Raw genomic sequence first — 20,998 nt, forward strand, 5'->3', positions numbered from 1 at the left:
TTTACTGCATATTCTGATAATCTGTGGCTAATTTTAAATTATTTTGCAGCTACTTTCCAAATTACACCGCTCACATCGTCTGCCACCAATAAAGCACCGTCAGGCGTTAAGGTAATGCCAACCGGACGGCCATAAACTTCTGCCTTTTCCTTGTCAGCGATAAAACCGGTTAAAAAATCTTCCAGTTTTCCAATTGGTTTTCCATTTTTGCAAGGTACGAAAGCTACTTTATAACCAGAAATAGCTGATCGGTTCCATGAACCATGCTGGCCTATAAACGCACCTCCCTGATATTTCTGCGGGAATTTTTTGTCCTTGTAGAAAGCCAGCCCTAATGATGCCGTATGTGCACCAACCGCAACATCCGGAGCAATTGCTTTTTTAACCATTTCCGGGTTCTGTCCTTTTAAGCGGGGATCTTCATTCTGACCATAATAGGAATATGGCCAACCGTAAAATGCACCTTGTTTAACACTTGTGATGTAATCTGGAACGAGATCGTCGCCTAATCCATCGCGTTCGTTGACCGCTGTCCACAGCATATTGGTTTCCGGTGCCCAATCTATCCCGACAGGATTCCGCAAACCGCTGGCATAAATCTTTTCACCGGTTCCATCAGGATTAATTTCTAAGATATTGGCCCTTCTTACCTCATTTTCCATTCCATTTTCACCTATATTGCTGCCCGATCCAACAGTTACATAAATCTTGCTTTTATCTGCATTGGCAATCAGATTCCTTGTCCAGTGGTTATTATAACCACCAGCAGGAAGGCTCAAAATCTTTTTACCTGTGGCAGTTATTTTGGTATCGCCTGGTTTATAAGGATATTGCCAGATGCCATCGGTATTAGCGACATAAAATGAATTGCCGATAATCAGCATGCCGAAAGGCTGGTTCAGGCCATTTAAAAAAGTTGTCACCAATTCGGGTTTACCATCCTTATTTTCATCACGATAGAGAAGGATGGTATTGGCGCTTTTTCCTGGTACTTCTGACTTTGCTTTGCCCGTTACCTTATTGGCCACCGCTTCGACGGTACTTCTCTCTGAGTTGGAAAGTGCTACCAATACATCGCCATTTGGTGTGATGTAGGTGTTGCGTGGGCTTTTAATGTTGGCTGCAAATTTCGTAACCACAAAGCCTTCAGGCGCAACAGGTGTTTTCCCGTCAGGCCAGCCAATTACTTTGCTGAATTTGTTTTTGGCCGCATTGGTATCTGGCGCAGGCAAATCTACCGCTCCGATTTTGGTAGTTACCGTAGTATCTTCTCCTTGTTTTTGCGAATTCGAATTGGATTGACATCCAAACAGGAAGGCAGTAGAAAGTACTGATGCGTAAAAAATATTATTTTTCATGTTAACCGGTTTTTGATTAAGGTTTTTATCTTAAAAAGATAACATCGAAAAAGGGGAGAAGTTTTTAGCGCAAGCATAATTGCCAAGGCTTAAATAATAAAAGGAAAGCACCCGAGAGCACCTTCCTGGAGAGCGCATATTATTTTCCCTGTTAATAACGGCAGGAAAGTACTTTCATGGCATACATTTAAATTGAAATCGTTGTTTGGTGTACAAGAACGGACAACAAAAAAGGCGTTATTTTTAGCTTAAGGCATTAAACATTAGGTTCTGGTTATTCATTTGAAAGCGATTAATAAAAACCAAATTACGAACATTAACCTAATGTTTTAGTTAAATTTTGTTAAATTCAAGGTTGATTTTTTTTAGCCTTATTTCATGTTAACTTAACTATGTATTTCTTCGTGTTGATGTATGACTAGCCCACCTGGCATAAAACATCTTGTAAGTAGTCTATCTTTTTTAGTTTAGTAAGGTTGATTTATCGCCCAATTGTTATGTGTCTCCAAACTGCAATTACGTTAGTGTCTGCGTAGTGTTCTTCCGGGTTGTTTTCTAACAGCCTTTTTTTTATATCATATGCTTTTTTAAAGTCGTAAATAAGTCCTTTGTCGGTTAGATCGGTTGGTTGAAATGTTTCGTCAAAACCGCCACAGTTTGTTAAAGCACTAATGTTAAAGTCCTGATCTAACAGATCATAGCCAACAAATTCATAATTTTCGATTTTTATATCTTTACAATCTATGTTTGGCTCTACGACAACCATTAATAAATTGAATTTGTCCTTGTGTATCATTCTCTTAAAAACATATTCAGGTGTTGTGAAAAAATCTGTCTGATATTGCCCAATAGTCTGAATATAATTCCAATCATCGGGGTTTTCGTAGTCCGGTTCAACCAATATTTCATTTAACATTCCGTCAAGCGAAACAAGTTCTGTTAAATGTCAGTTTAGACCATTCAATATAATGGATCCAAGACATTCCGGTTTCTTCATAAGTTTTGTCGTATGATCCCCGGGCGGTATATAAAAATGTCATCTCCTTTATTGTATTTAACTGATTAGTTAATGGGATTTAATATTATATGTTTGGTAATCAATAAATTATAGTAAAAATCTTAGATAAATTCCAACTAATTTATCTAATTGATGTTACCCCTGTTGGCGCGGCAATCTCTACGTTATTTTAGTATTTACTGCTTTGGTATTCTTGTTATTTGGGGGGCGAATTTCTTTCCAATATTCTTCCCTTACATCATTTGCTCATCCGCCCTTAGTAAATTCCTGGTACCAAGTGGTTAATCTTCTAACAGTTTTCTATATCTTTCTACTTTACAACCTTCTGTTACCATAATATTTTTTTCATAGTCGAAAAAAGGTTCAAGTTGCCAGTCTTCACATCCTGCAAATCCAATACTTGAATAGAAGTCAAGAAAATTCCATAAGTTGTCACCAAGGGTTTTGCCATGCATAATATCCCCTTCATGAGAAAAATATACGATCTCAGAGGGATTATTTCCAATAGCGATTATATCCCCATTGGAAACATCCATTAAAGGCAATTTATCATGCCACAGTTTTTCTGTGATTTCAATTGCTTCTCTGTCGTTATATTCTGGATTAAGGGATGCTTTTATCCATTTTTGAAAATTAGCGTATTGTTTTGCAAGAGAATTTAAATTCCAATAAATTTCACCAGAAAAATTCTGTCTAAACTCTTCTGAAAGAGTTTCGTCGAATTGATAGCTGAATTCTAAATGTCTGGAAAAAAGAAATAACTTTCTCAAGTCGTCAGGTATAGCCTTACCAATCTGCTTTTCAACGGAATCTATTTCTGCCACAGTCGCAGGATTGTCGATGAAAGGCTTAAGTTTAATTTTCCAGTTTTTTCGCTTAGCAATGTCTAATATCCAATCGATTTTGCTTATTACTTGTTTGTATATCTTTATTTCTTTCATTATAACAACCCATAATATTTGGGGCTTTGCGTTCGCCCCAAATTACAGCGCTTTAATTTGCAATATCAGCCCGTCTTAAAAATTTTAGCAATCAAAGATTATCTAACCAAATTTTCCTGTAATTTTTGCTCAATATCTTTGGCATTTAAAATCAGCGCAGAAAATTGCGGATCTGATTTCACCAGTAGAAATTTTCCGTTAGGAAGGATAATAGCTGAAGTTCCGCAGGTAGTAACCTCTTTAAATAATAATTTTCTAAGGAAGCCCGAATCAGTTTCAATTTCTAAACCCTTCGATTTAATCGGGCTGAAACTTTCTCCCGGTTCCCGGTATTGATAAATAGCAACTTTTGGCCTGGCCTCCGCTTTTTCCTGAATGTTTTTTTGAAAGGCCCACCTCACATTGTTCAGGAATTCTGCGTTTTGGTAGCTTAGGTCATTCCAACAAACGTCTTTATTGAAATCGTATTTAATAATGATGGTATCTTTTAGACTGAGCCTTTCGTTTTGTTTTAAGAAAGTATGCAGCGAATCGATTTGTGTTTCAGATAATGTACCCGCCTGATAACGTTTACTTTCGTCAACATACAATTTCGGAGAACAGGCGTATATAAAGATGGAGAGTAGAAGAAGGCTAATTAATGGTGATCTGATTTTAGTAAGATTTTTCATTTGTGTGAGCATTATATTGTCGAATAAATTTAGAACTAAAAATTTATCCGACAATACCTTTCAATAGAAATTTTAAACCTTGCTAGGCGCAGCGAAATGCCCGCCTGTACAGGCCGGGAGAAATTCACATTTATAGATCCCTCGACTACGTTGCTCTCCGCTCGAGGACGGCTTCTATGGGAGTAATCTTTACAAATTTAACTCGTTTATATTTTTTATGAAATAAATTAAACCCAAATTGATGACTGCGGGATTAACTTAACCTTTCAAAATCTTCGCTTTCTCTGCATCAAATTCTTCCTGTGATAAAATTCCGGCGTCCAATAATTCTTTTAAATCCAATAAGGCTTGCTTTTTAGTTGCCATATCGTTTTTCGGAACTTCAACAGCATTTTCTGCAGATTTTATATTTGAAGCCTGAACCTGTGGATTGGCGGCAGGGCCGTATTTTAAAAGGAGCTCCGTAATTTCATTAAAGCCTTTAATATTCGAATAATCAATGGCTTTTTGCTCTTTCACATTTACAATAGATGGATCCGCAGATTTTTCGAGCAAAAACTTAACGGCATCCTTTTTACCATTTGCTGCGGCATAATGTAGTGCTGTGTTCCCGCTTTCATCCTGGATATTTACGTTTGCACCTTTCTCTATCAGCAGCTTTAACATGCTCAAATGTCCACTTTTCGCGGCTACATGTAACATGCTTTCGCCTCCGTAGTTGTAATTGTTATCAAAAGAGAAACTGGCCGAAATGGATATGTTGTTAGCTGTTTCTACCCACTCCAGATACGAATACATGGAATCATCGTTGCCAGAAAGAGGCTTGGCGTAATTTACATCCACACCGTTGGCCAAAAATAAATCAACAATCTCTTTTTGGTTGTTGGCACAGGCATACCAGATCGGCGACAAGCCATTTTTTGAAGATACAAAAACATCTGCGCCTTTTTCTACCAATGTTTTGGTTAACATCCGGTTGGCATCGTAACAGGCCAGCAACAGTGCTGATTCACCAGCATGGTTAATATGGTTGATGTTGGCGCCCTTATCAATCAACAGCTCAACCATAGGAACATTTTTAGATTTAACTGCAAAAATCAGTGGCGAATCGCCATTTTTATTGGTGGTATTAATATTGGCACTAAAATCCAATAGTTTTTGTACAACTTCTTTGTTTCTCCAGGCTGATGCAATAAGCAGGGGCGTTTCTGCCTCGTTATTTTCATTGTCAACATCAAGTCCCTTATCAAGCAACTTTTCTGAAACTTCAATCTGTCCGTTTTGGGCAGTTAAATGCAATAAACTATTTCCTTTAAGGTCTTTAATGTCAACCCTTGCTCCTTTATCTAATAGGTATAGCGCGGTTTGTTTCTGTTTTTGCAGACAGGCAAAATAAAAAGGTGTTTCCCCATCGTGGTCTTCGTAATCTAAATCTGCGCCGCGTTCGATTAAAATTTTTACCAGATCTGAGTAGCCATGATGTGCAGCGTAATGCAGTGCAGTTCGGCCTTTCTCATCCGTATAACCTACTTCTACTTCATTATTGGTCAATAAAAGTTCGGCGATTTTCCGTTTGCCGCTTTCGCAGGCAATAATAAATGACATCGACATATTAAGATTGTTTCATGAGTAATTCAACAGTTTTTATTTTCAGGTTATCATCCGATGCCAGCATTAAAGCTGTTTGATCCTTATCATTGCTCAGGTTGGTATCAGCGCCATTTTCGATCAGGAGTTTCACTTTCCGGTAAGTTTCTTTTGCTTTTTCAGGCTCATAGTTTACATTATATGCGCAAACTTTGTGCAGCAAGGTATTGCCCTGGTCATCGGTTCTGTTAATATCTACCTGTCCGCTTTCTAAAACGGCTTCCAAAATACCGGCTTGTTTTTCGGCGATTACATCCAGAGGGGTTTTATCCGCGCTGTACCAGGTACTGGGTTGATATAAATCGGCACCATCATTCAGCAGCTTTTTGAGGAAGTTAATGCTGCTTTCACTGTCAGACATCATACGCACGTATTCAAACAACAGGGTTTCCCCTTTTTTATTTACCTGATCAAATGCCGGGGAGTCAAAATTCCGAAGGATGTCGTACATGCTTTCGCTTTGGGCATGTGCCACCGCATAGAAAAAAGCTGAATTACCATCGCGGTCGATATGGTTTGGATCTGCACCCTTTTCGAGCAAGTATCCGATTAAATTTTTCTTGTTAAACTTTATTGCAATAATTAAAGGGGTTTCCTGTACAATATTTCCTTCATTGATATCAACACCATCATTAATAAGGATGTCGATATATCCTTTTAATAAATCGGTAGTTTGTTCTTCATTCAGGTTATACCGGCGCAAATTGCTTTTTACTACCTGGTGGATATAGTTTTCTTCTGCATTGTTTTTAAAATTTACATTGCATCCGGCGGCGATACAGGCTTTGATTACACCTAAATCAACACCATTTTCTAAAAGATAACCCAATAAGGTTTTTGCATTCACTTCATCGTTCAGGTTATCGAAATGGCCAATAAATTCGTTGAAGAAACTGATATCTTCCTCTTCATTGCCGAGATTGCGGACAATACTCTGGAAAATGCTTTTATCAAAATTGTCGAATTCATAAATGTCGGTTTCGATGGTTTTATCTTTCACCATCATATTCAGGATTTCGTACTGTTTCTCTTTAAGAAGGTTGTCGAAAATGGATGACTTCTGATAGTCCTGCAGGTTTTTGGAGAGTTTTTCGCCGTTTTGCATGAAGCTTTTGGCTTCGTCAAATTTCCGGACATTTAATAGTTGATCTAAGGTAGTTTCGCTCATTTCAATTAAAATATTTAAAATAGATAGTTACTGGCAGTTTCTGCTACAAAAGTTTAGCCAAAGAATTTGAGTAATTTAAAATAGTTGAGAATGTTGCAGTAAATCAGAATGATAAATAATTGATGTTAGTTGCTTTTTTGGAAAGCAATTGCAGCATTCCATAGGTTAATATCGTCCTGCTCTACCTTCTGCCATGAAAAATGGCATTCGTCCGATCAGGTTTAGCCTGGTTGTTTTTCTGCTGCTATGCTAGTTTTCCGTGCCACAGGCCTAAGTTTATAGCCCTGATCTTAGCGGCATCCTGGCTTTTCGCCGGGATATAGCGGAGAGCAGGAGTAACTTTAAAAAAAGCGAATGACGTTGCGCTCCAAATACAGACCATCTTAAATTTATGATTTCTGTTTTTAGAAAAGCAATTGCAGTATTCCATTGGTTATTTTCTTCCTGCTCTACCTCCTGCCATGAAAAATGGCATCCGTTCGATCAGGTTTAGCCTGGTTGTTTTTCTGCTACTATGCCAGATTTCCGTGCCAGAAACCTAAGTTTATAGCCCTGATCGCAGCGGGCATCCCGGCTTTTCGCCGGGATAAAGCAGAGAGCAAGAATAACATTAAAAAATGCGAATGACCCTGCGCTCCAAAAAAAGATATCATCTTTTTACGCTATAGTGGATTATGGATTTTTAATAAATGAATTGCACATCCAAACCATAAATAACATTACTATGTTCCTTAATTCATTCGATTATTTTATCTTTAGGCGATTTTAAAAAGATTGGTTTGCAATGCAATTAACCGATCGAATAATTAAACGTAATAAGCAAAATCAATATAATATGTCAAATACATCAAAAATTATCTACACCAAAACCGATGAGGCGCCAATGCTGGCAACCTACTCACTTTTACCTATCGTACAAGCTTTCACTGCGTCAGCGGGTATTGATGTAGAAACCAGAGATATTTCTTTAGCAGGAAGAATTTTGGCCAACTTTCCGGAGTATTTAAAAGACGATCAAAAAATTGGTGATGCACTGGCAGAGCTTGGTACATTAGCAACCACGCCAGAAGCAAACATTATCAAATTACCAAATATTTCTGCTTCTATCCCACAATTGGTAGGTGCAATAACCGAACTTCAGTCGCAGGGCTTTGCTCTTCCAAATTATCCTGATAATGCACAAAGCGATGAAGAAAAAGCAATAAAAGCTAAATATGCCAAAGTTTTAGGATCGGCTGTAAACCCGGTTTTACGTGAAGGTAACTCCGATCGCAGAGCGCCTAAAGCGGTTAAAAATTACGCTAAACAAAACCCGCACTCCATGGGTAAATGGTCTGCAGATTCGAAAACCAAAGTAGCCAGCATGACTGAAGGCGATTTTTATGGTTCAGAAAAGTCGGCTACTGTTGCTGAAGCGAGTCAGTTTAAAATAGAATTTGTAGCTGCTGATGGTACGGTAACCGAATTAAAAGGTTTATCGCCATTAAAAGCAGGAGAAGTGATTGATAGCTCGGCATTGAGCTTATCGGCTTTAAAAACTTTTGTAGCTAAAGAAATTGCTGAAGCCAGGGCCGCTGGCGTGTTATTATCTGCACACTTAAAGGCAACCATGATGAAGGTTTCTGATCCGATTATTTTCGGAGCCATTGTTGAGGTTTATTTTGCAGATGTTTTTGCTAAATATGCCGATCTTTTTAAAGAATTAAATATTGATACCCGCAACGGTTTAGGTGATGTTTATGCAAAAATTGCAGGCAACCCAAAACAGGCTGAAGTAGAAGCTGCATTAGCGCAGGCTATTGAAAACGGTCCCGCTTTGGCTATGGTTAATTCTGATAAAGGAATTACGAATTTACATGTGCCCAGTGATGTGATTGTTGATGCTTCTATGCCGGCTATGATCCGTACTTCAGGACAAATGTGGAATAAGGAAGGTAAACTTCAGGATACTATCGCTTTGATTCCAGATCGTTGTTATGCCGGTGTTTATACCGCAACCATCGATGACTGTAAGGCCCATGGCGCGTTCGACGTAACTACGATAGGTTCGGTACCAAATGTTGGTTTAATGGCACAGAAAGCTGAAGAATACGGTTCGCACGATAAAACTTTCCAGGCTACCGGCGCAGGAACTATCCGTGTTACTGATGCTGATGGTAAGGTGTTTTTTGATCAGAAAGTAGAAAAAGGCGATATCTTCCGCATGTGCCAAACTAAGGATGCGCCGATCCAGGATTGGGTAAAATTAGCCGTAAACAGGGCGCGTTTGTCAGAAACGCCGGCAGTTTTCTGGTTAGATGAGCAAAGAGCACACGACAGAGAGATTATTGCTAAAGTAAATACTTATTTAAAAGATCACGATACCACAGGTTTAGATATCCGCATTTTAGCTCCTATCGAAGCTACTAAATTTACTTTGGAGCGTATCCGCAAAGGTTTAGATACCATTTCGGTTACCGGTAACGTACTGCGTGATTATCTGACAGATTTATTCCCGATTTTAGAATTAGGAACGTCTGCTAAAATGTTATCTATCGTTCCTTTGATGAACGGTGGCGGTTTGTTCGAAACCGGTGCCGGTGGTTCTGCGCCAAAACATATTGAGCAGTTTATTGAGGAAGGTTATTTGCGTTGGGATTCGTTAGGCGAGTTCCTGGCGCTTCAGGCTTCTTTAGAGCATTTATCGCAAACCCAAAATAATGCAAAAGCGCAGGTTTTGGCCGATGCTTTAGATGAGGCTAATGCGAAATTTTTGGCAACTGATAAATCGCCGGGCAGAAAGTTAGGTACCATCGATAACCGTGGTTCTCATTTCTATTTGGCATTATATTGGGCCGAAGCTTTGGCTGCACAAAGTAAAGATGCTGATTTACAAGCTAGATTTGCCCCATTGGCAAAAGCTTTGTTAGAAAATGAAGCAAAAATTAATGAAGAACTGATTGGTGCACAGGGTAAACCTCAAAACATTGGCGGTTACTATAACCCTGATGATGAATTAGCCAGCAAAGCGATGCGTCCAAGTGAAACATTAAATACGGCTTTGGCAAGTTTGTAAACCCAATTGTCAGCTTAACAGGCTTCCAGCATGGAAGTTGGCAACTCCTGAAATATTTAGCGTCCTGATGTAAAAATCGGGACGCTTTTTTGTGAGTTGTCAACTTTAATATGCCTTTTGTATGGAAGTTGACAACTCTTTTATATTGTTTCTTCCTGCGAGGCATGAACCGATAGAATAATGAGTTGGTTTTATCTCATACGTTCTTGAGCTTCGATTTGTTCATCATACCAAAATTTTTGAGTTGTAAAGTCAAGGGGCCAATCTTGTTGAGCCTTGGCTTTTATTGAATTATTTTCGATAGTTAACATATATTCATAAGCATTAATTTGCTCATTAATCCAAAATTCCTGTGTGGTATAATCATCAGGCCAATCTTTTCTCGCTTTTGCCTTTAATTTTTGGATAATTTCTTCTTTTGCTACGTCAATCACGTCCTTTTCGGTATTTTTAACTGTTTCAGCTTTTATAGAAGGATTTGGTTGTTCTTTTTCAACTCTATTTTGAGTTTCCGTTTGGGGTTTAGCTTTATCACCTAAATTTGATAATACAATCGACGATATTATTATAGTTATTCCAATTTTCCATCCTTTAGATATAGATGAGTTTTTCCATAAGGCATAAAGGCCCACAGGGAAAAAGATTATACATAAAATTATTGTTAACCAGGTTTTTTCGTACCAGGGATTTGAATTGCCGGGACGTGTAAAGTTTGGATTTAACTTTGTCTGGAAATCATCTGTTTGAAAAGACAATAAATTTGTTTCATGTATTTTTGGTTGATTTTCAGATGATAATATTCTGGAGGTACTTGAAAGAATATTTTCAATGTTTTTCCTGTTTTTCCCCCTGTCGAATGCTCCACCAAACATAATCCCTGTTTTAGGCGATGAGGTAATTTGAACTTTGGTTCTGTTTTCTGCAATCTCACTTAGTTGTATGGGTATATTTTCGCCCCAACTGTATAAGCTAACTCCTGCCTTTACCATAAACCGACCTTGTAGTTTATCTGCGTTTTCGATCTGTAATCCTTTAATTGTTGGAACTGCAATTAACATTGCTTCAAAAACTTTGTCTTTCGACATTGGAAATTCACTTTCCCCATTGTGATCTAAAAATGCCATAGTTTGTTTTTTGTTATTATATTCAAAACTATATACTTGATAATGATATATTTTACGGTTTTCCTTAGCAAAGGGCAGGTTTGGTTTAGCAGAAATGTGATAGATATTGTTTTTATAAAGTATAAAATTGTTATTGCTCTCTGAAATCATCTATACAGATCCCTCCATTTCGCTGTGCTCCAGTCGGGATGACGACCGGTGGGTAACAATTATTAGAGAAATAAAACGTGATTAAGATATATCAATCTCTATTATTTAACCGACTTATAAATCGCATTTTCCATGCGTGAGGGATAGCAACGGAAAGCCCACAGCCATGAGGAACGAATGGCGAGGACTTGTAGTGTATAGCCCGACCCTTGCGCAGCTTGGGGCACGCCCAAATAATAACAGAATTTACGGTTAAAGAAAAACCATATCTATACCGCTTTGTTATACAGTATAAATTAAAGGAAACTTATATCATGGAAATTAACGAAAATAAAGGATCGCAGGATAAAATACACAGCACCACAGAAAATAGCGAAATTAATAAAGAAAATCTTGCTTATGATGAAACTAAGCATAGTTACGAACTCGATGTAAAGGGAACAGATAAAGAATACGATCATCCGATGGGGTATGAGACTGTTGCAGCAGGTGCCAGAGATGATGATTCTACCTATGATGAGGCTAACCCTTATGTTGGCGATGAGTATGCGCGAAATGAGGAGATTGCTGAAGATAATTTAGAGGAACTCGGCATGCACGTAGATAACGGGGAAAGTGTAAAACTTAGTCCTGAAGATGAAATTCTTGCCCGTACACCAGAAGATAACCGTGACGATTTAGATGAAGAAGGTTATCCGGTTAATGATGCTGAGCAATAATTAACAGTATACAGTTTACAGTGGGCATCTTAAGGTTAAGTTTATCTAAAAGCTGCCCACTGTAAACTGACTAAGGGTTAATGTCTAAATTAAATCTCCGACGTAATTCGTCCAGCTTAGGATTTTTGTTTACCAGATAATCATACTTCTCCCGATTACCATAAAGCCTGTTTTCTATTTTACGTTCTACCAGTTTATAGGTAACCTCTATACCAAAGTTCCGGAGTTCGTTCCGTAAAAAATTTAAAAGCTCAACAGATTCCTGTTGAACAAGATGCTCCTGCGTTTTACTCTCCACCGAAATCTCAATCAGTTCGGGATTTAGCAGGGTAGGGGCAAAATTGTTTAAAATGGTAAAAAGGTTAATTTTATCAGCAGCTTTAAGTTTTTGTGTATATATGCTCCAGATTTCCAGTAGGCGGTCATAGCTAAAAACCTCGCGGGCTTCACCGGTTGCTTTTTTTGGTCCTTTATCTTCTTCCTCCTGCGCAATGCGGTCGAAATCGTTTAAAGATGGGATTAACATGCCCGTTGCTTTAGCCTTTGGGATATTGATGCTGATGGAAGTTGCAGAGGGCGGGGGAATGCTTCCTCCCAGGCTTTCTTTCGCTTTTCCTTCTATAGTTATATTCGGCTTAACAGGGATATTAACAGCAGGTGTCGGCGAAGCAATAGTTTTTTCGCTTTCAGCTTTCAGCTTTGGACTTTCAGCTTGTTCAGCTACGACATTAGTTTTTTTTTTATCCTGATCTGCGTCAGTTGCTGTGTTACTAGTGTTTAAAGGCTGTTGTACTAAATTGACGACCGATCGGATATGGCACATTTTAATGAGTGCCAACTCTACCTGTAAGCGCTGATTTTTAGAGTTCTTATAATTTAAATCGCAGGTATTGGCTAAATTCAATGCGGTTAACAGAAATGATAATTCGGTTTGCCTGCACTGCTCAAGATATTTTTGTTTAATATTTTCGCTAACTTCTAACAATTTAATGGTAGCGGCATCTTTACCTACTAATAAATTACGGAAGTGGCTGGCCAATCCATTGATGAAGTTGTTGCCATCAAAACCATTGTTCAGAATTTCGTCAAACAAGAGCAGTGTCTGACTCACTTCTGCTGCGGTTAAATAAGAGGTAAGCTTGAAAAAATAGTCGTAATCTAAAATATTGAGGTTGTCAATTACCGCTTTATAGGTAATGTTCTTGTTTGCATAACTGGCAATCTGATCGAACATGGAAAGGGCATCACGTAATCCTCCATCAGCTTTTTGCGCGATAATGTGTAAACCATCGCTCTCGAAAGCAATATTTTCACGCTGTGCTATTTTTGACAGGTGATTCGCAATATCTTCTACCTGGATACGGTTGAAATCAAAAATCTGACAACGTGATAAGATAGTTGGCAGGATTTTATGTTTTTCGGTTGTAGCCAGGATAAAAATAGCATAAGATGGTGGCTCTTCCAAAGTTTTCAGAAAGGCATTAAATGCGCTTTGCGATAACATGTGGACCTCATCAATGATATAGATTTTGTATTTTCCCGCTTGTGGCGGTATTCTGACCTGCTCAATTAAACTACGGATATCATCAACAGAGTTGTTGGAGGCTGCATCTAATTCGTGTACATTAAATGAATGTCCGTTCTGAAAAGATTGGCAATTGTCGCATTGGCCACAAGCTTCCATATCGGCTGTAGGGTTGGTACAGTTAATGGTTTTCGCGAGGATCCGTGCACAGGTAGTTTTACCGACTCCGCGCGGTCCGCAAAATAAAAATGCCTGGGCAAGCTGGTTATTTTTAATGGCGTTTTTTAACGTGCCGGTAATATGCTGCTGACCAACAACGGTTTCGAAGGTGGCTGGGCGGTATTTACGGGCAGAAACGATAAAATTTTCCATCGGCACGAAAATAGGAAAAATTTAGGTGTTGTAAGATTGAAAAGTTGGAATGTGGAAAAGTTGAAATATTGAAATAGTTTATAAAAGATTACGTAACATTTAATAAGAGGTTTTATCTAACCGTAAAGTTTTATATATGAGAATATTAATTTTTATTAGCGCGATAGTATTATCTTTTTCAGGCACTTCGAAGGCACAGGTTGATACTGTAAATGCACAAAACCATAAACTGGTCATGAGCAATCTGAAAGAGGGAAAAAACAGTTATTTGGTTTATATGACCGATTCTCTTGAAACAAAACGGACTGTCGGAGATATATGGGAAAGGACAACCACCTTTACAAAAAGGGATAAAAATGAAGTTGTAGAATTTGGTTGGAAATGGCTTCACAACGATTCACTTTTCGCTACAATAACAAATATATGCGACCGCAAAACGATGTCTCCGATTTATCATTATGCCAATTATAAACGCAGGGGCATTTTGGCATATGATTATAAAAATGGCTTGATGCAGCCATCTGACACCGTAAAAAATAATGAGGCAACAAAAAGAGGTTCGGTTAAATTGGATATTCCGGTCATTTCATGGGAGCTGGATTTGGAAACCTATGCCTTATTGCCAATTAAAAAAGTTGGTCAGCAGTTTGACATTTCCTTTTTCGATACCAACGAAAAGGTAGCCACCTACCATCGTTACGAAGTGGTCGGTAAAGATGATCTGAAATTGAATGCAGATTTAACAGCTAAGTGCTGGCTGCTAAAAATTAATTATAGCCCGGATAGTTATGCCGTTTTCTGGCTAACCGAGAAATCAAAAGAGGTAATTAAAATGAAGGAATATTATAAAGGTAGCTATCGTATAAAAGTGAAGCAATATTAGTATTTTAACAATTTAGGTTATAAAACTGTTTATATCTTTCTTCAAACTTGTCAAAACTGCCAAAAACTAAATCTATCTTTGAAAAAATAATCTTTATGAAACGCCAAACGCTCATCCCTTTCATTTTATCCTGCTTATTGTTAATTGTATGTTCCTGTAAAAAGGAGCCGGTAGATGATTTTAAAAGTAAAATTATTGGCGATTGGAAATATGAAAAATTGGTGGAGAAAAACTATGATTATATGGGTAAATTGCTAAATGAAACGACTACGTTGGCAAAAAGAGGTGAGTATTACCACTTTAACAAGGATGGGACAGCAATTCAATATTTTGATCAGATTTCTAACAATACTTATACCATCATTTCAGAAAGCAGATTTGAACTAAAAACAGGTTTAGTAAACCCATGCAGATTAGTAAGTATCGATAAAAATACTTTTGTCTTCGTTGTTGAAGGGCCTAAGCGAGATCAGTTGGATTATAAAGAATACACCCATTATTTGAAGAAATAATCACTATTTGATTACCGCTTTCAATTCATTTCTGTATTCCGAAGCGCTTTTGCCCGTAAACTCTTTAAATAATTTATTAAAATGGCTAAAGTTATTGAATCCGCTTTCGTAAGAAATATTGGCAATGCTGGTTTGCTTTTCGGCCAAAAGTTTAGAGGCATGCACCACACGGTATTCGTTTACGAAATGGGTAAATGTTTTCTTCGTAATCTTTTTAAAATAACGGCAAAAGGATGGAACGGTCATGCTCGACATTTCGGCAACATGCTGTAAACTGATCTGCTCCTGAAAATGATCTTTTACAAAATTAAAAATCATATTAATACGGTCGTTATCCTGCACCTGCATTTCCATCGAAAAACCATCGGCGTTTAATATTTTATAATCTTTAGCCAGTTCAAGTTCTTTTAAGACACTCAATAAGGTTAAAAGTCGCTCGAAAGGTAACTGCTCGTCCATCATTTCTATCCGGTGGCCAACTGCCAGCATGGTTTCCCTGCCAAAAGCTATCCCTGCCTTTGCTTTATCAAACAGCTCTTGTATGCCTCTGATTTCCTGCAGCCCCAAAAAAATACTGCCCAAAAAATCGGGTTTCATCTGGATGACGGTTTCGTTTTTGTTTCCGGTATTGGTGTCGGTGAAGCCGCAATGGGGCAGGTTGCTGCCAATTAAAATCAGGTCGCCTTCGGTATAATAGGAAACGTGACTTCCGATCTGTCTTTTTCCGGCACCGCCATTAACAAACACCATTTCAATTTCAGGATGGTAATGCCAGAGATGCGCCATATTATTAGCATTCTCCACATATTTTGAATAATAAAACGAACTTCCGAAAGAAGGTTCAACAACCTCAAAGCTTGGCTTCATGTTTTGCTGGATTACGTTTCTAAAATAGATAAAAAATATGCTTTATTATAGGTTTTGTTAAAATAACAGGTAATGGAGGGTAATATAGCATAGATATTGGAAAATATGCAGTCACCTATCTTTCAACTGCCTCCGTACCTTAGTGGTGTCATATAATGATTAACTCTTTAAAAATATTGGTTATGAAAAAGTTCTTAAAAATCGGTTTAATAGCAGCGCTAATTTTTACTGCTACGGGTGTACACGCTAACGATGGTGATTTTACATTGAAGATAAAAGGTGAAAAGGAAAAATTCATCCGTTTCTCTGTAGACAAAGCAGAAAATATCAATTTATCACTAATTGATGCATACGATGAGGTTTTGTTTGAAGAAAGTATCCATGCTCCGGCGGCATCCAGCAAAATCTATGACCTGAATGAACTTCCTGATGGAAAGTATACGTTAAAGGCAGAATCGGATGTAAAGGTTGCTAAATATAATATTGTGATTAAAAATGGTGAAGCAATTGTTTCTGAGCCAAAGATATCTAACGTATTTAAACCTGTTTATACAAAAAATGATCAGGTCATCACGCTTAATCTTGAAAACCTGGAAAACAATCCGGTAGAAGTTAGCGTGTATAACGAATACAATGATGTGGTTTATAATGAAGTGTTCAAGGATAAATCGCAACTGGTAAAAAAATTCAATATCAGCAAAACTGATTCTAAAGAATTAACCTTTGTGGTTAAATATAATGATGATAGTTTTGTAAAAACGATAGAAACGTACTAAAATCTTTACAGCTAATTGATTCAGGGAGATTGTCGGATAGACGAACTCCCTTTTTTATGGAAGATGGGGTATGTAAGATGGATGATGTTGCAAGACTGCCATCGATAGATAAAATTTGATTACCTTTATGTAAGATGAGGGTAGGTAAGATGGATGATGTTATGCGACTTTATTATTTCCATTTTCTTCTCTCAATTCGCTTTCCATCTTCCATTTTACGTCTTCCCTTAACCATTTTCCTTCATCCGTTTTCTTTCATCCGTTTTACCTCAATGTGTTTCAGGATATAAAATCCAATTAATCATTTGATTTTAAGAAATATATTATTACTTTTGCAACCCCGTAATATACCTCGGGATAAAAAATTAAAAACATAATTATAACAATGAATCAGTACGAAACTGTTATCGTTCTAACCCCGTTGTTATCTGAAGAGGCTGCGAAAGAGGCATTAGCTAAATTCAAAGCAGTTCTAACTGATAACGGAGCCGAAATTATCCAGGAAGATAATTGGGGTTTGAGAAAATTAGCGTATCCAATTGCAAAAAAATCAAATGGATTCTTCAACTTAACTGAATACAAAGCTTCAGGAGATTTGATCGCAAAATTAGAGCTTGAATTAAAACGCGATGAGCGTGTGTTACGTTTCTTAACTATCCGTTTAGACAAACACGCTGTTGCTTACAATGAGAAAAAGCGTAGTGGTGCTTTTAACAAAAAAACTAAGGAGGTTGCAGCGTAATGGCAAGAGAACAAATACAATACGTAACTGCCCCTAAAGTAGAGGATAACCGTAAAAAATATTGCCGTTTCAAGAAAAACGGAATTAAATACATCGATTACAAGGATGCAAACTTCTTGTTGAAATTTATTAACGATCAAGGTAAATTGTTACCACGCCGTTTAACCGGTACTTCGTTAAAATTCCAACGTAAAGTGGCTCAGGCTGTTAAACGCGCCCGTCATATCGGTTTGTTACCTTTTGTTGCTGATCAATTAAAATAGGAGGCTAGAGATATGGAAATTATTTTAAAACAAGATATTAAAGGCCTTGGTGAGAAAGATGATGTAGTTACAGTAAAGCCAGGTTTTGGCCGTAACTATTTAATCCCTCAAGGATTTGCTGCATTAGCTACTTCTTCTGCTAAAAAAGTATTGGCAGAAAACTTAAAGCAAGCTGCTTTTAAACAAGATAAAATTAAGAAAGATGCTGAAGGTGTTGCTGAGCGTTTAGCTGAGGTTAAACTTTCAATCGGTGCCAAAGCAGGCGAAAGCGGAAAAATCTTCGGAGCGGTTAACACCATCCAGATTGCTGAAGCATTAAAAGCCCAAGGCTTTGACGTAGATCGTCGCCGTATTACTTTCGAAACTGAACCTAAGTTTGTTGGCGAATATGTTGCTAACTTAAACTTACACAAAGAAGTTAAAGTTCAGGTTCCTTTTGAAGTAATCGCTGAATAAGCATTCTTTAATCAATAAAAAAGGCCTCTTGATCAAATCGAAAGGCCTTTTTTATTGGATGTAAGAATGTAAGATGGATGATGGTGAAGATTAAGTGAGCTATAATTACTGATCTATTAAGTTTTATTCAATAAATTGTTTAAACTTAACTACATCTTCCATTTTCCATCACACATCATCCTTCCTTTTTTATCCTTTCGGTGTAGTAGGTCTGATTTCCACCTTGCTGGGCAGTGTTCTTGCCGGCATGGCCAATAAATCAACAATCAGTTTGCCCATATCCTCTGGCTGGATTTTCCAGGCATCGTTTTCACTGTCAGGCTGATGATCATTAAAGTGGCTCGCAACCGATCCAGGCATAATGGTACTTACCTTAACACCATACTTTCTTAAATCAAGCATCACTGATTGGGTAAAGCCTGTTAAGCCGAATTTACTGGCATTATAAGCAGATCCTCCTGCAAAAAAGTTCGTGCCTGCCAGGCTCGAAATGGTAAATATATGGCCCCTGGTCTTTTTAAGCTCTTCAACTGAAGCTTTGATACTATAGAAAACACCCGTTAAATTAGTATCAATCGTTTCTTTCCACAAATTAATGTCTAATTCGTCAACCGGTGCAAAATGTCCAATACCAGCATTGGCAATCAGTACATCTAATTGTCCCCATTTTTCGAGTATCAGATTTACAGCATCCTGCTGAGATTTAAAATCTACAACATCTGCTTCAATAGCCAATACATCTCCATGTGTTACCAATTGAGATGCAGCCTGATTTGCGCTGGCAATCGTTCTGCTTGTAATGGCTACCTTATAGCCTTCTTTTAAAAGTGATTCGGCAATGCCAAAACCAATTCCTTTGCTTCCGCCTGTAATTAATGCAACTTTCATGTTGTTGTAACGTATGATATTGAAAAATGTTTACTTAGATTTTTTCATATTGTGGTGAGGAAGTTCCATGATCTGGATATCTTTAAAATCGACAGGCTGACCTTCGCTTTGTAAAGCAATAAAACCAGATTGGAGTGCTTTGCCATCTATTTTAATTTTGGGGTCGTAACGGTTAGCCACGTCTCCACCAATTTGGGGTTTGCTATATTGTAACACGGTATCGCCATTGATGATGTGCGTAACCAGCGAATCCCCAAGCACAATCAGTTCAGCAGATACCCACTGGTCGCCATCGTATGTTTTTGATTTAGAATCCAGGCAATGGCCATCATACAATTTACCTTTATAAAAAATATCGGTACCTGGCGAACACATATTTCCTGTCGGGCGCGGCCTACCGTCGCTCAAACCACCTAAAAACTGCATTTCAATCGAAATTGGCCAGTCTTGTTCCTTAGGCATTGTTTTCGGATCCTGCGAATGGAACATTAAACCGCTATTACGTAGCGTATAACTGGGTGCCCCTTTCTGCAACTCACCTACAAAACGGTACTTTAACTTTAAATGGTAATAGGAGAAAGGCGTTTTGTAGTAAAGATGGCCAAACTGATCATTGAAATCACCATATTGGTCGTACCGCACCTGTATTATACCATCAACCACCCTAAAGGTATTTCCAAAATTTACATTGTAATCGTGGTGGTGGATTTTAACATTCCAGTCTTTAATGTCTTTTCCATTAAAAAGTGTTATCCACTTTTCAGGTTTGTTATTGGTGTTTTTAATGGTGCTGCAGCCCCAAAAACAAAGGGCAAGCAATAGGTAGCTTGGTATTTTCATTTATTTAATTATTGGTGGTTCTGCTATCAGGTTTTTGTGGTTTAGTGAATGGAAAATGGTTAATTCACAGTCACGGACTAAAATACATAAACAAACTTATTTATTGGTTATAAGTTAAGTCTGGTATAAAATAATTGCTGTCATGTGCTTTTGCTGATGATTATTATCGGTATAATTAAGACTATTATTAACAATGTCATTTCCGTCTCTTTAGTTACCTTTGTACCCATGGCAAAAACACGGGCAACCAAGACGAAAAGTAAAGCAAAACATCCCCTGCTCAAGAGGATTACTAACGTGGCTACAAAAGTATTTATATATTTTTTATTGGTTTCTGTATTTTGGGTCATTGCCCTTCGCTTCATCAATCCGCCTATTACCCTTTTAATGGTACTTCGGAATATTGAGCGTAAAGCAGATGGAAAACCTTTTAAGACAGAAAAAAAATGGGTAAAATTTGATGATATTTCTGATAATATGAAAAGGGCTGCTGTTTCTGCAGAAGATCAGCTTTTTTTAACCCATATCGGTTTTGATATGAAAGCCATTGAAAAAGCTTTTGCCAGTAATGCCAAAGGGAAGAAGATAAAAGGTGGAAGTACCATTTCGCAGCAAACTGCTAAGAATGTTTTTCTTTGGCCTGGCCGATCGTGGATCAGAAAAGGTTTTGAAGCTTATTTTACGTTATTGATAGAACTGTTCTGGAGCAAAGAGAGAATATTAGAAGTTTACCTGAACGTTATTGAAATGGGCGACGGGATTTATGGTGCCGAAGCTGCCGCCCGGGAGTATTATGGCAAATCGTGCACAAAATTAACCAAAAAACAAGCTGCTTTAATTGCTTCCTGTTTTCCAAACCCCAGAAGATGGACGCCTAAAAACGCAACTCCATACATCAGGCACCGTCAATACCTGATTTTAAGAAATATGAACAGGTTGGGACCGCTTGATTTTTAGTCTGAAGTCGAAAGCCCTGAGTCTTCAGTCCATTTTTCGACTTAGGATTTTGGACTTGAGACTATG

Annotated in this window: 20 protein-coding genes; 9 read left to right on the top strand and 11 right to left on the bottom strand. The window is 37.8% G+C overall.

Annotated elements, in window-relative coordinates:
- Positions 1 to 38: 38 nt before the first annotated feature.
- The 6 genes from ACFE6N_RS14265 to ACFE6N_RS14290 all read right to left on the bottom strand — a co-directional run bounded on the left by ACFE6N_RS14265 (position 39) and on the right by ACFE6N_RS14290 (position 6,803).
- Positions 39 to 1,358 (bottom strand): PQQ-dependent sugar dehydrogenase, encoded by a 1,320-nt coding sequence (locus ACFE6N_RS14265; RefSeq protein WP_378937499.1) that lies wholly within the window; start codon positions 1,356 to 1,358, stop codon positions 39 to 41.
- A 481-nt stretch (positions 1,359 to 1,839) separates the two neighbouring features.
- Complete coding sequence (locus ACFE6N_RS14270; protein ID WP_378937501.1) at positions 1,840 to 2,274, bottom strand: hypothetical protein; 435 nt, start codon at positions 2,272 to 2,274, stop codon at positions 1,840 to 1,842.
- A gap of 383 nt (positions 2,275 to 2,657) precedes the next feature.
- Complete coding sequence (locus tag ACFE6N_RS14275) at positions 2,658 to 3,317, bottom strand: SMI1/KNR4 family protein (RefSeq protein WP_378937503.1); 660 nt, start codon at positions 3,315 to 3,317, stop codon at positions 2,658 to 2,660.
- A gap of 98 nt (positions 3,318 to 3,415) precedes the next feature.
- Entirely contained in the window at positions 3,416 to 3,988 is a 573-nt protein-coding gene (locus tag ACFE6N_RS14280) for a hypothetical protein (RefSeq protein ID WP_378937505.1), read from the bottom strand.
- Positions 3,989 to 4,246: 258 nt separating this feature from the next.
- Entirely contained in the window at positions 4,247 to 5,599 is a 1,353-nt protein-coding gene (locus ACFE6N_RS14285) for an ankyrin repeat domain-containing protein (protein ID WP_378937507.1), read from the bottom strand.
- A 1-nt stretch (position 5,600) separates the two neighbouring features.
- On the bottom strand, positions 5,601 to 6,803 hold the full coding sequence (locus ACFE6N_RS14290) for an ankyrin repeat domain-containing protein (protein ID WP_378937509.1): 1,203 nt from the start codon (positions 6,801 to 6,803) through the stop codon (positions 5,601 to 5,603).
- A gap of 835 nt (positions 6,804 to 7,638) precedes the next feature.
- On the opposite strand from ACFE6N_RS14290, the gene ACFE6N_RS14295 reads away from it, so the two are divergent.
- A complete protein-coding gene (locus ACFE6N_RS14295; RefSeq protein WP_378937511.1) occupies positions 7,639 to 9,858 on the top strand; it encodes an NADP-dependent isocitrate dehydrogenase in 2,220 nt (739 codons plus the stop codon).
- 191 nt (positions 9,859 to 10,049) lie between these two features.
- Here the strand turns inward: ACFE6N_RS14295 and ACFE6N_RS14300 are convergent, their stop codons facing one another.
- The gene (locus ACFE6N_RS14300; protein WP_378937513.1) at positions 10,050 to 11,132 is read right to left on the bottom strand and encodes a hypothetical protein; all 1,083 of its coding nucleotides are present in this window, start codon (positions 11,130 to 11,132) and stop codon (positions 10,050 to 10,052) included.
- A 314-nt stretch (positions 11,133 to 11,446) separates the two neighbouring features.
- Between ACFE6N_RS14300 and ACFE6N_RS14305 the strand changes: the two genes are divergently transcribed.
- Positions 11,447 to 11,851 (top strand): hypothetical protein, encoded by a 405-nt coding sequence (locus ACFE6N_RS14305; protein WP_378937515.1) that lies wholly within the window; start codon positions 11,447 to 11,449, stop codon positions 11,849 to 11,851.
- A gap of 70 nt (positions 11,852 to 11,921) precedes the next feature.
- Here ACFE6N_RS14305 and ACFE6N_RS14310 read toward each other — a convergent pair whose 3' ends face one another.
- On the bottom strand, positions 11,922 to 13,748 hold the full coding sequence (locus ACFE6N_RS14310; protein WP_378937517.1) for a DNA polymerase III subunit gamma/tau: 1,827 nt from the start codon (positions 13,746 to 13,748) through the stop codon (positions 11,922 to 11,924).
- 136 nt (positions 13,749 to 13,884) lie between these two features.
- Between ACFE6N_RS14310 and ACFE6N_RS14315 the strand changes: the two genes are divergently transcribed.
- A complete protein-coding gene (locus ACFE6N_RS14315; RefSeq protein ID WP_378937519.1) occupies positions 13,885 to 14,631 on the top strand; it encodes a hypothetical protein in 747 nt (248 codons plus the stop codon).
- Between the two features lie 95 nt (positions 14,632 to 14,726).
- The gene (locus ACFE6N_RS14320) at positions 14,727 to 15,143 is read left to right on the top strand and encodes a hypothetical protein (RefSeq protein WP_378937522.1); all 417 of its coding nucleotides are present in this window, start codon (positions 14,727 to 14,729) and stop codon (positions 15,141 to 15,143) included.
- 3 nt (positions 15,144 to 15,146) lie between these two features.
- Here the strand turns inward: ACFE6N_RS14320 and ACFE6N_RS14325 are convergent, their stop codons facing one another.
- Positions 15,147 to 16,010: an AraC family transcriptional regulator gene (locus tag ACFE6N_RS14325; RefSeq protein WP_378937524.1), complete on the bottom strand. Its 864-nt coding sequence runs from the start codon at positions 16,008 to 16,010 to the stop codon at positions 15,147 to 15,149.
- 182 nt (positions 16,011 to 16,192) lie between these two features.
- On the opposite strand from ACFE6N_RS14325, the gene ACFE6N_RS14330 reads away from it, so the two are divergent.
- The 4 genes from ACFE6N_RS14330 to rplI all read left to right on the top strand — a co-directional run bounded on the left by ACFE6N_RS14330 (position 16,193) and on the right by rplI (position 18,247).
- On the top strand, positions 16,193 to 16,786 hold the full coding sequence (locus tag ACFE6N_RS14330) for a hypothetical protein (protein WP_378937526.1): 594 nt from the start codon (positions 16,193 to 16,195) through the stop codon (positions 16,784 to 16,786).
- Between the two features lie 385 nt (positions 16,787 to 17,171).
- Positions 17,172 to 17,528, top strand: coding sequence for a 30S ribosomal protein S6 (gene rpsF / locus ACFE6N_RS14335; RefSeq protein WP_090982636.1), 357 nt, complete (start codon positions 17,172 to 17,174; stop codon positions 17,526 to 17,528).
- The gene (gene rpsR, locus ACFE6N_RS14340) at positions 17,528 to 17,791 is read left to right on the top strand and encodes a 30S ribosomal protein S18 (protein WP_010599582.1); all 264 of its coding nucleotides are present in this window, start codon (positions 17,528 to 17,530) and stop codon (positions 17,789 to 17,791) included. Before rpsF ends, rpsR begins: the two co-directional genes overlap by 1 nt.
- Before the next feature lie 12 nt (positions 17,792 to 17,803).
- Positions 17,804 to 18,247 carry a 50S ribosomal protein L9 gene (gene rplI / locus ACFE6N_RS14345; protein WP_090982638.1) on the top strand — a complete coding sequence of 148 codons (444 nt, stop codon included), beginning with the start codon at positions 17,804 to 17,806 and terminating at the stop codon, positions 18,245 to 18,247.
- 189 nt (positions 18,248 to 18,436) lie between these two features.
- On the opposite strand, the gene ACFE6N_RS14350 is transcribed toward rplI, so the two are convergent.
- Together ACFE6N_RS14350 and ACFE6N_RS14355 are read right to left on the bottom strand one after the other, a co-directional pair.
- The gene (locus tag ACFE6N_RS14350; RefSeq protein WP_378937530.1) at positions 18,437 to 19,135 is read right to left on the bottom strand and encodes an SDR family oxidoreductase; all 699 of its coding nucleotides are present in this window, start codon (positions 19,133 to 19,135) and stop codon (positions 18,437 to 18,439) included.
- Between the two features lie 30 nt (positions 19,136 to 19,165).
- A complete protein-coding gene (locus tag ACFE6N_RS14355) occupies positions 19,166 to 19,975 on the bottom strand; it encodes a DUF1080 domain-containing protein (RefSeq protein ID WP_378937532.1) in 810 nt (269 codons plus the stop codon).
- Positions 19,976 to 20,203: 228 nt separating this feature from the next.
- Here ACFE6N_RS14355 and mtgA point away from each other — a divergent pair, with 228 nt between their 5' ends.
- On the top strand, positions 20,204 to 20,932 hold the full coding sequence (gene mtgA, locus ACFE6N_RS14360) for a monofunctional biosynthetic peptidoglycan transglycosylase (RefSeq protein ID WP_090982646.1): 729 nt from the start codon (positions 20,204 to 20,206) through the stop codon (positions 20,930 to 20,932).
- Positions 20,933 to 20,998 lie beyond the last annotated feature (66 nt).

This window comes from Pedobacter sp. BG31, assembly GCF_042464845.1.
Taxonomy (GTDB): domain Bacteria; phylum Bacteroidota; class Bacteroidia; order Sphingobacteriales; family Sphingobacteriaceae; genus Pedobacter; species Pedobacter suwonensis.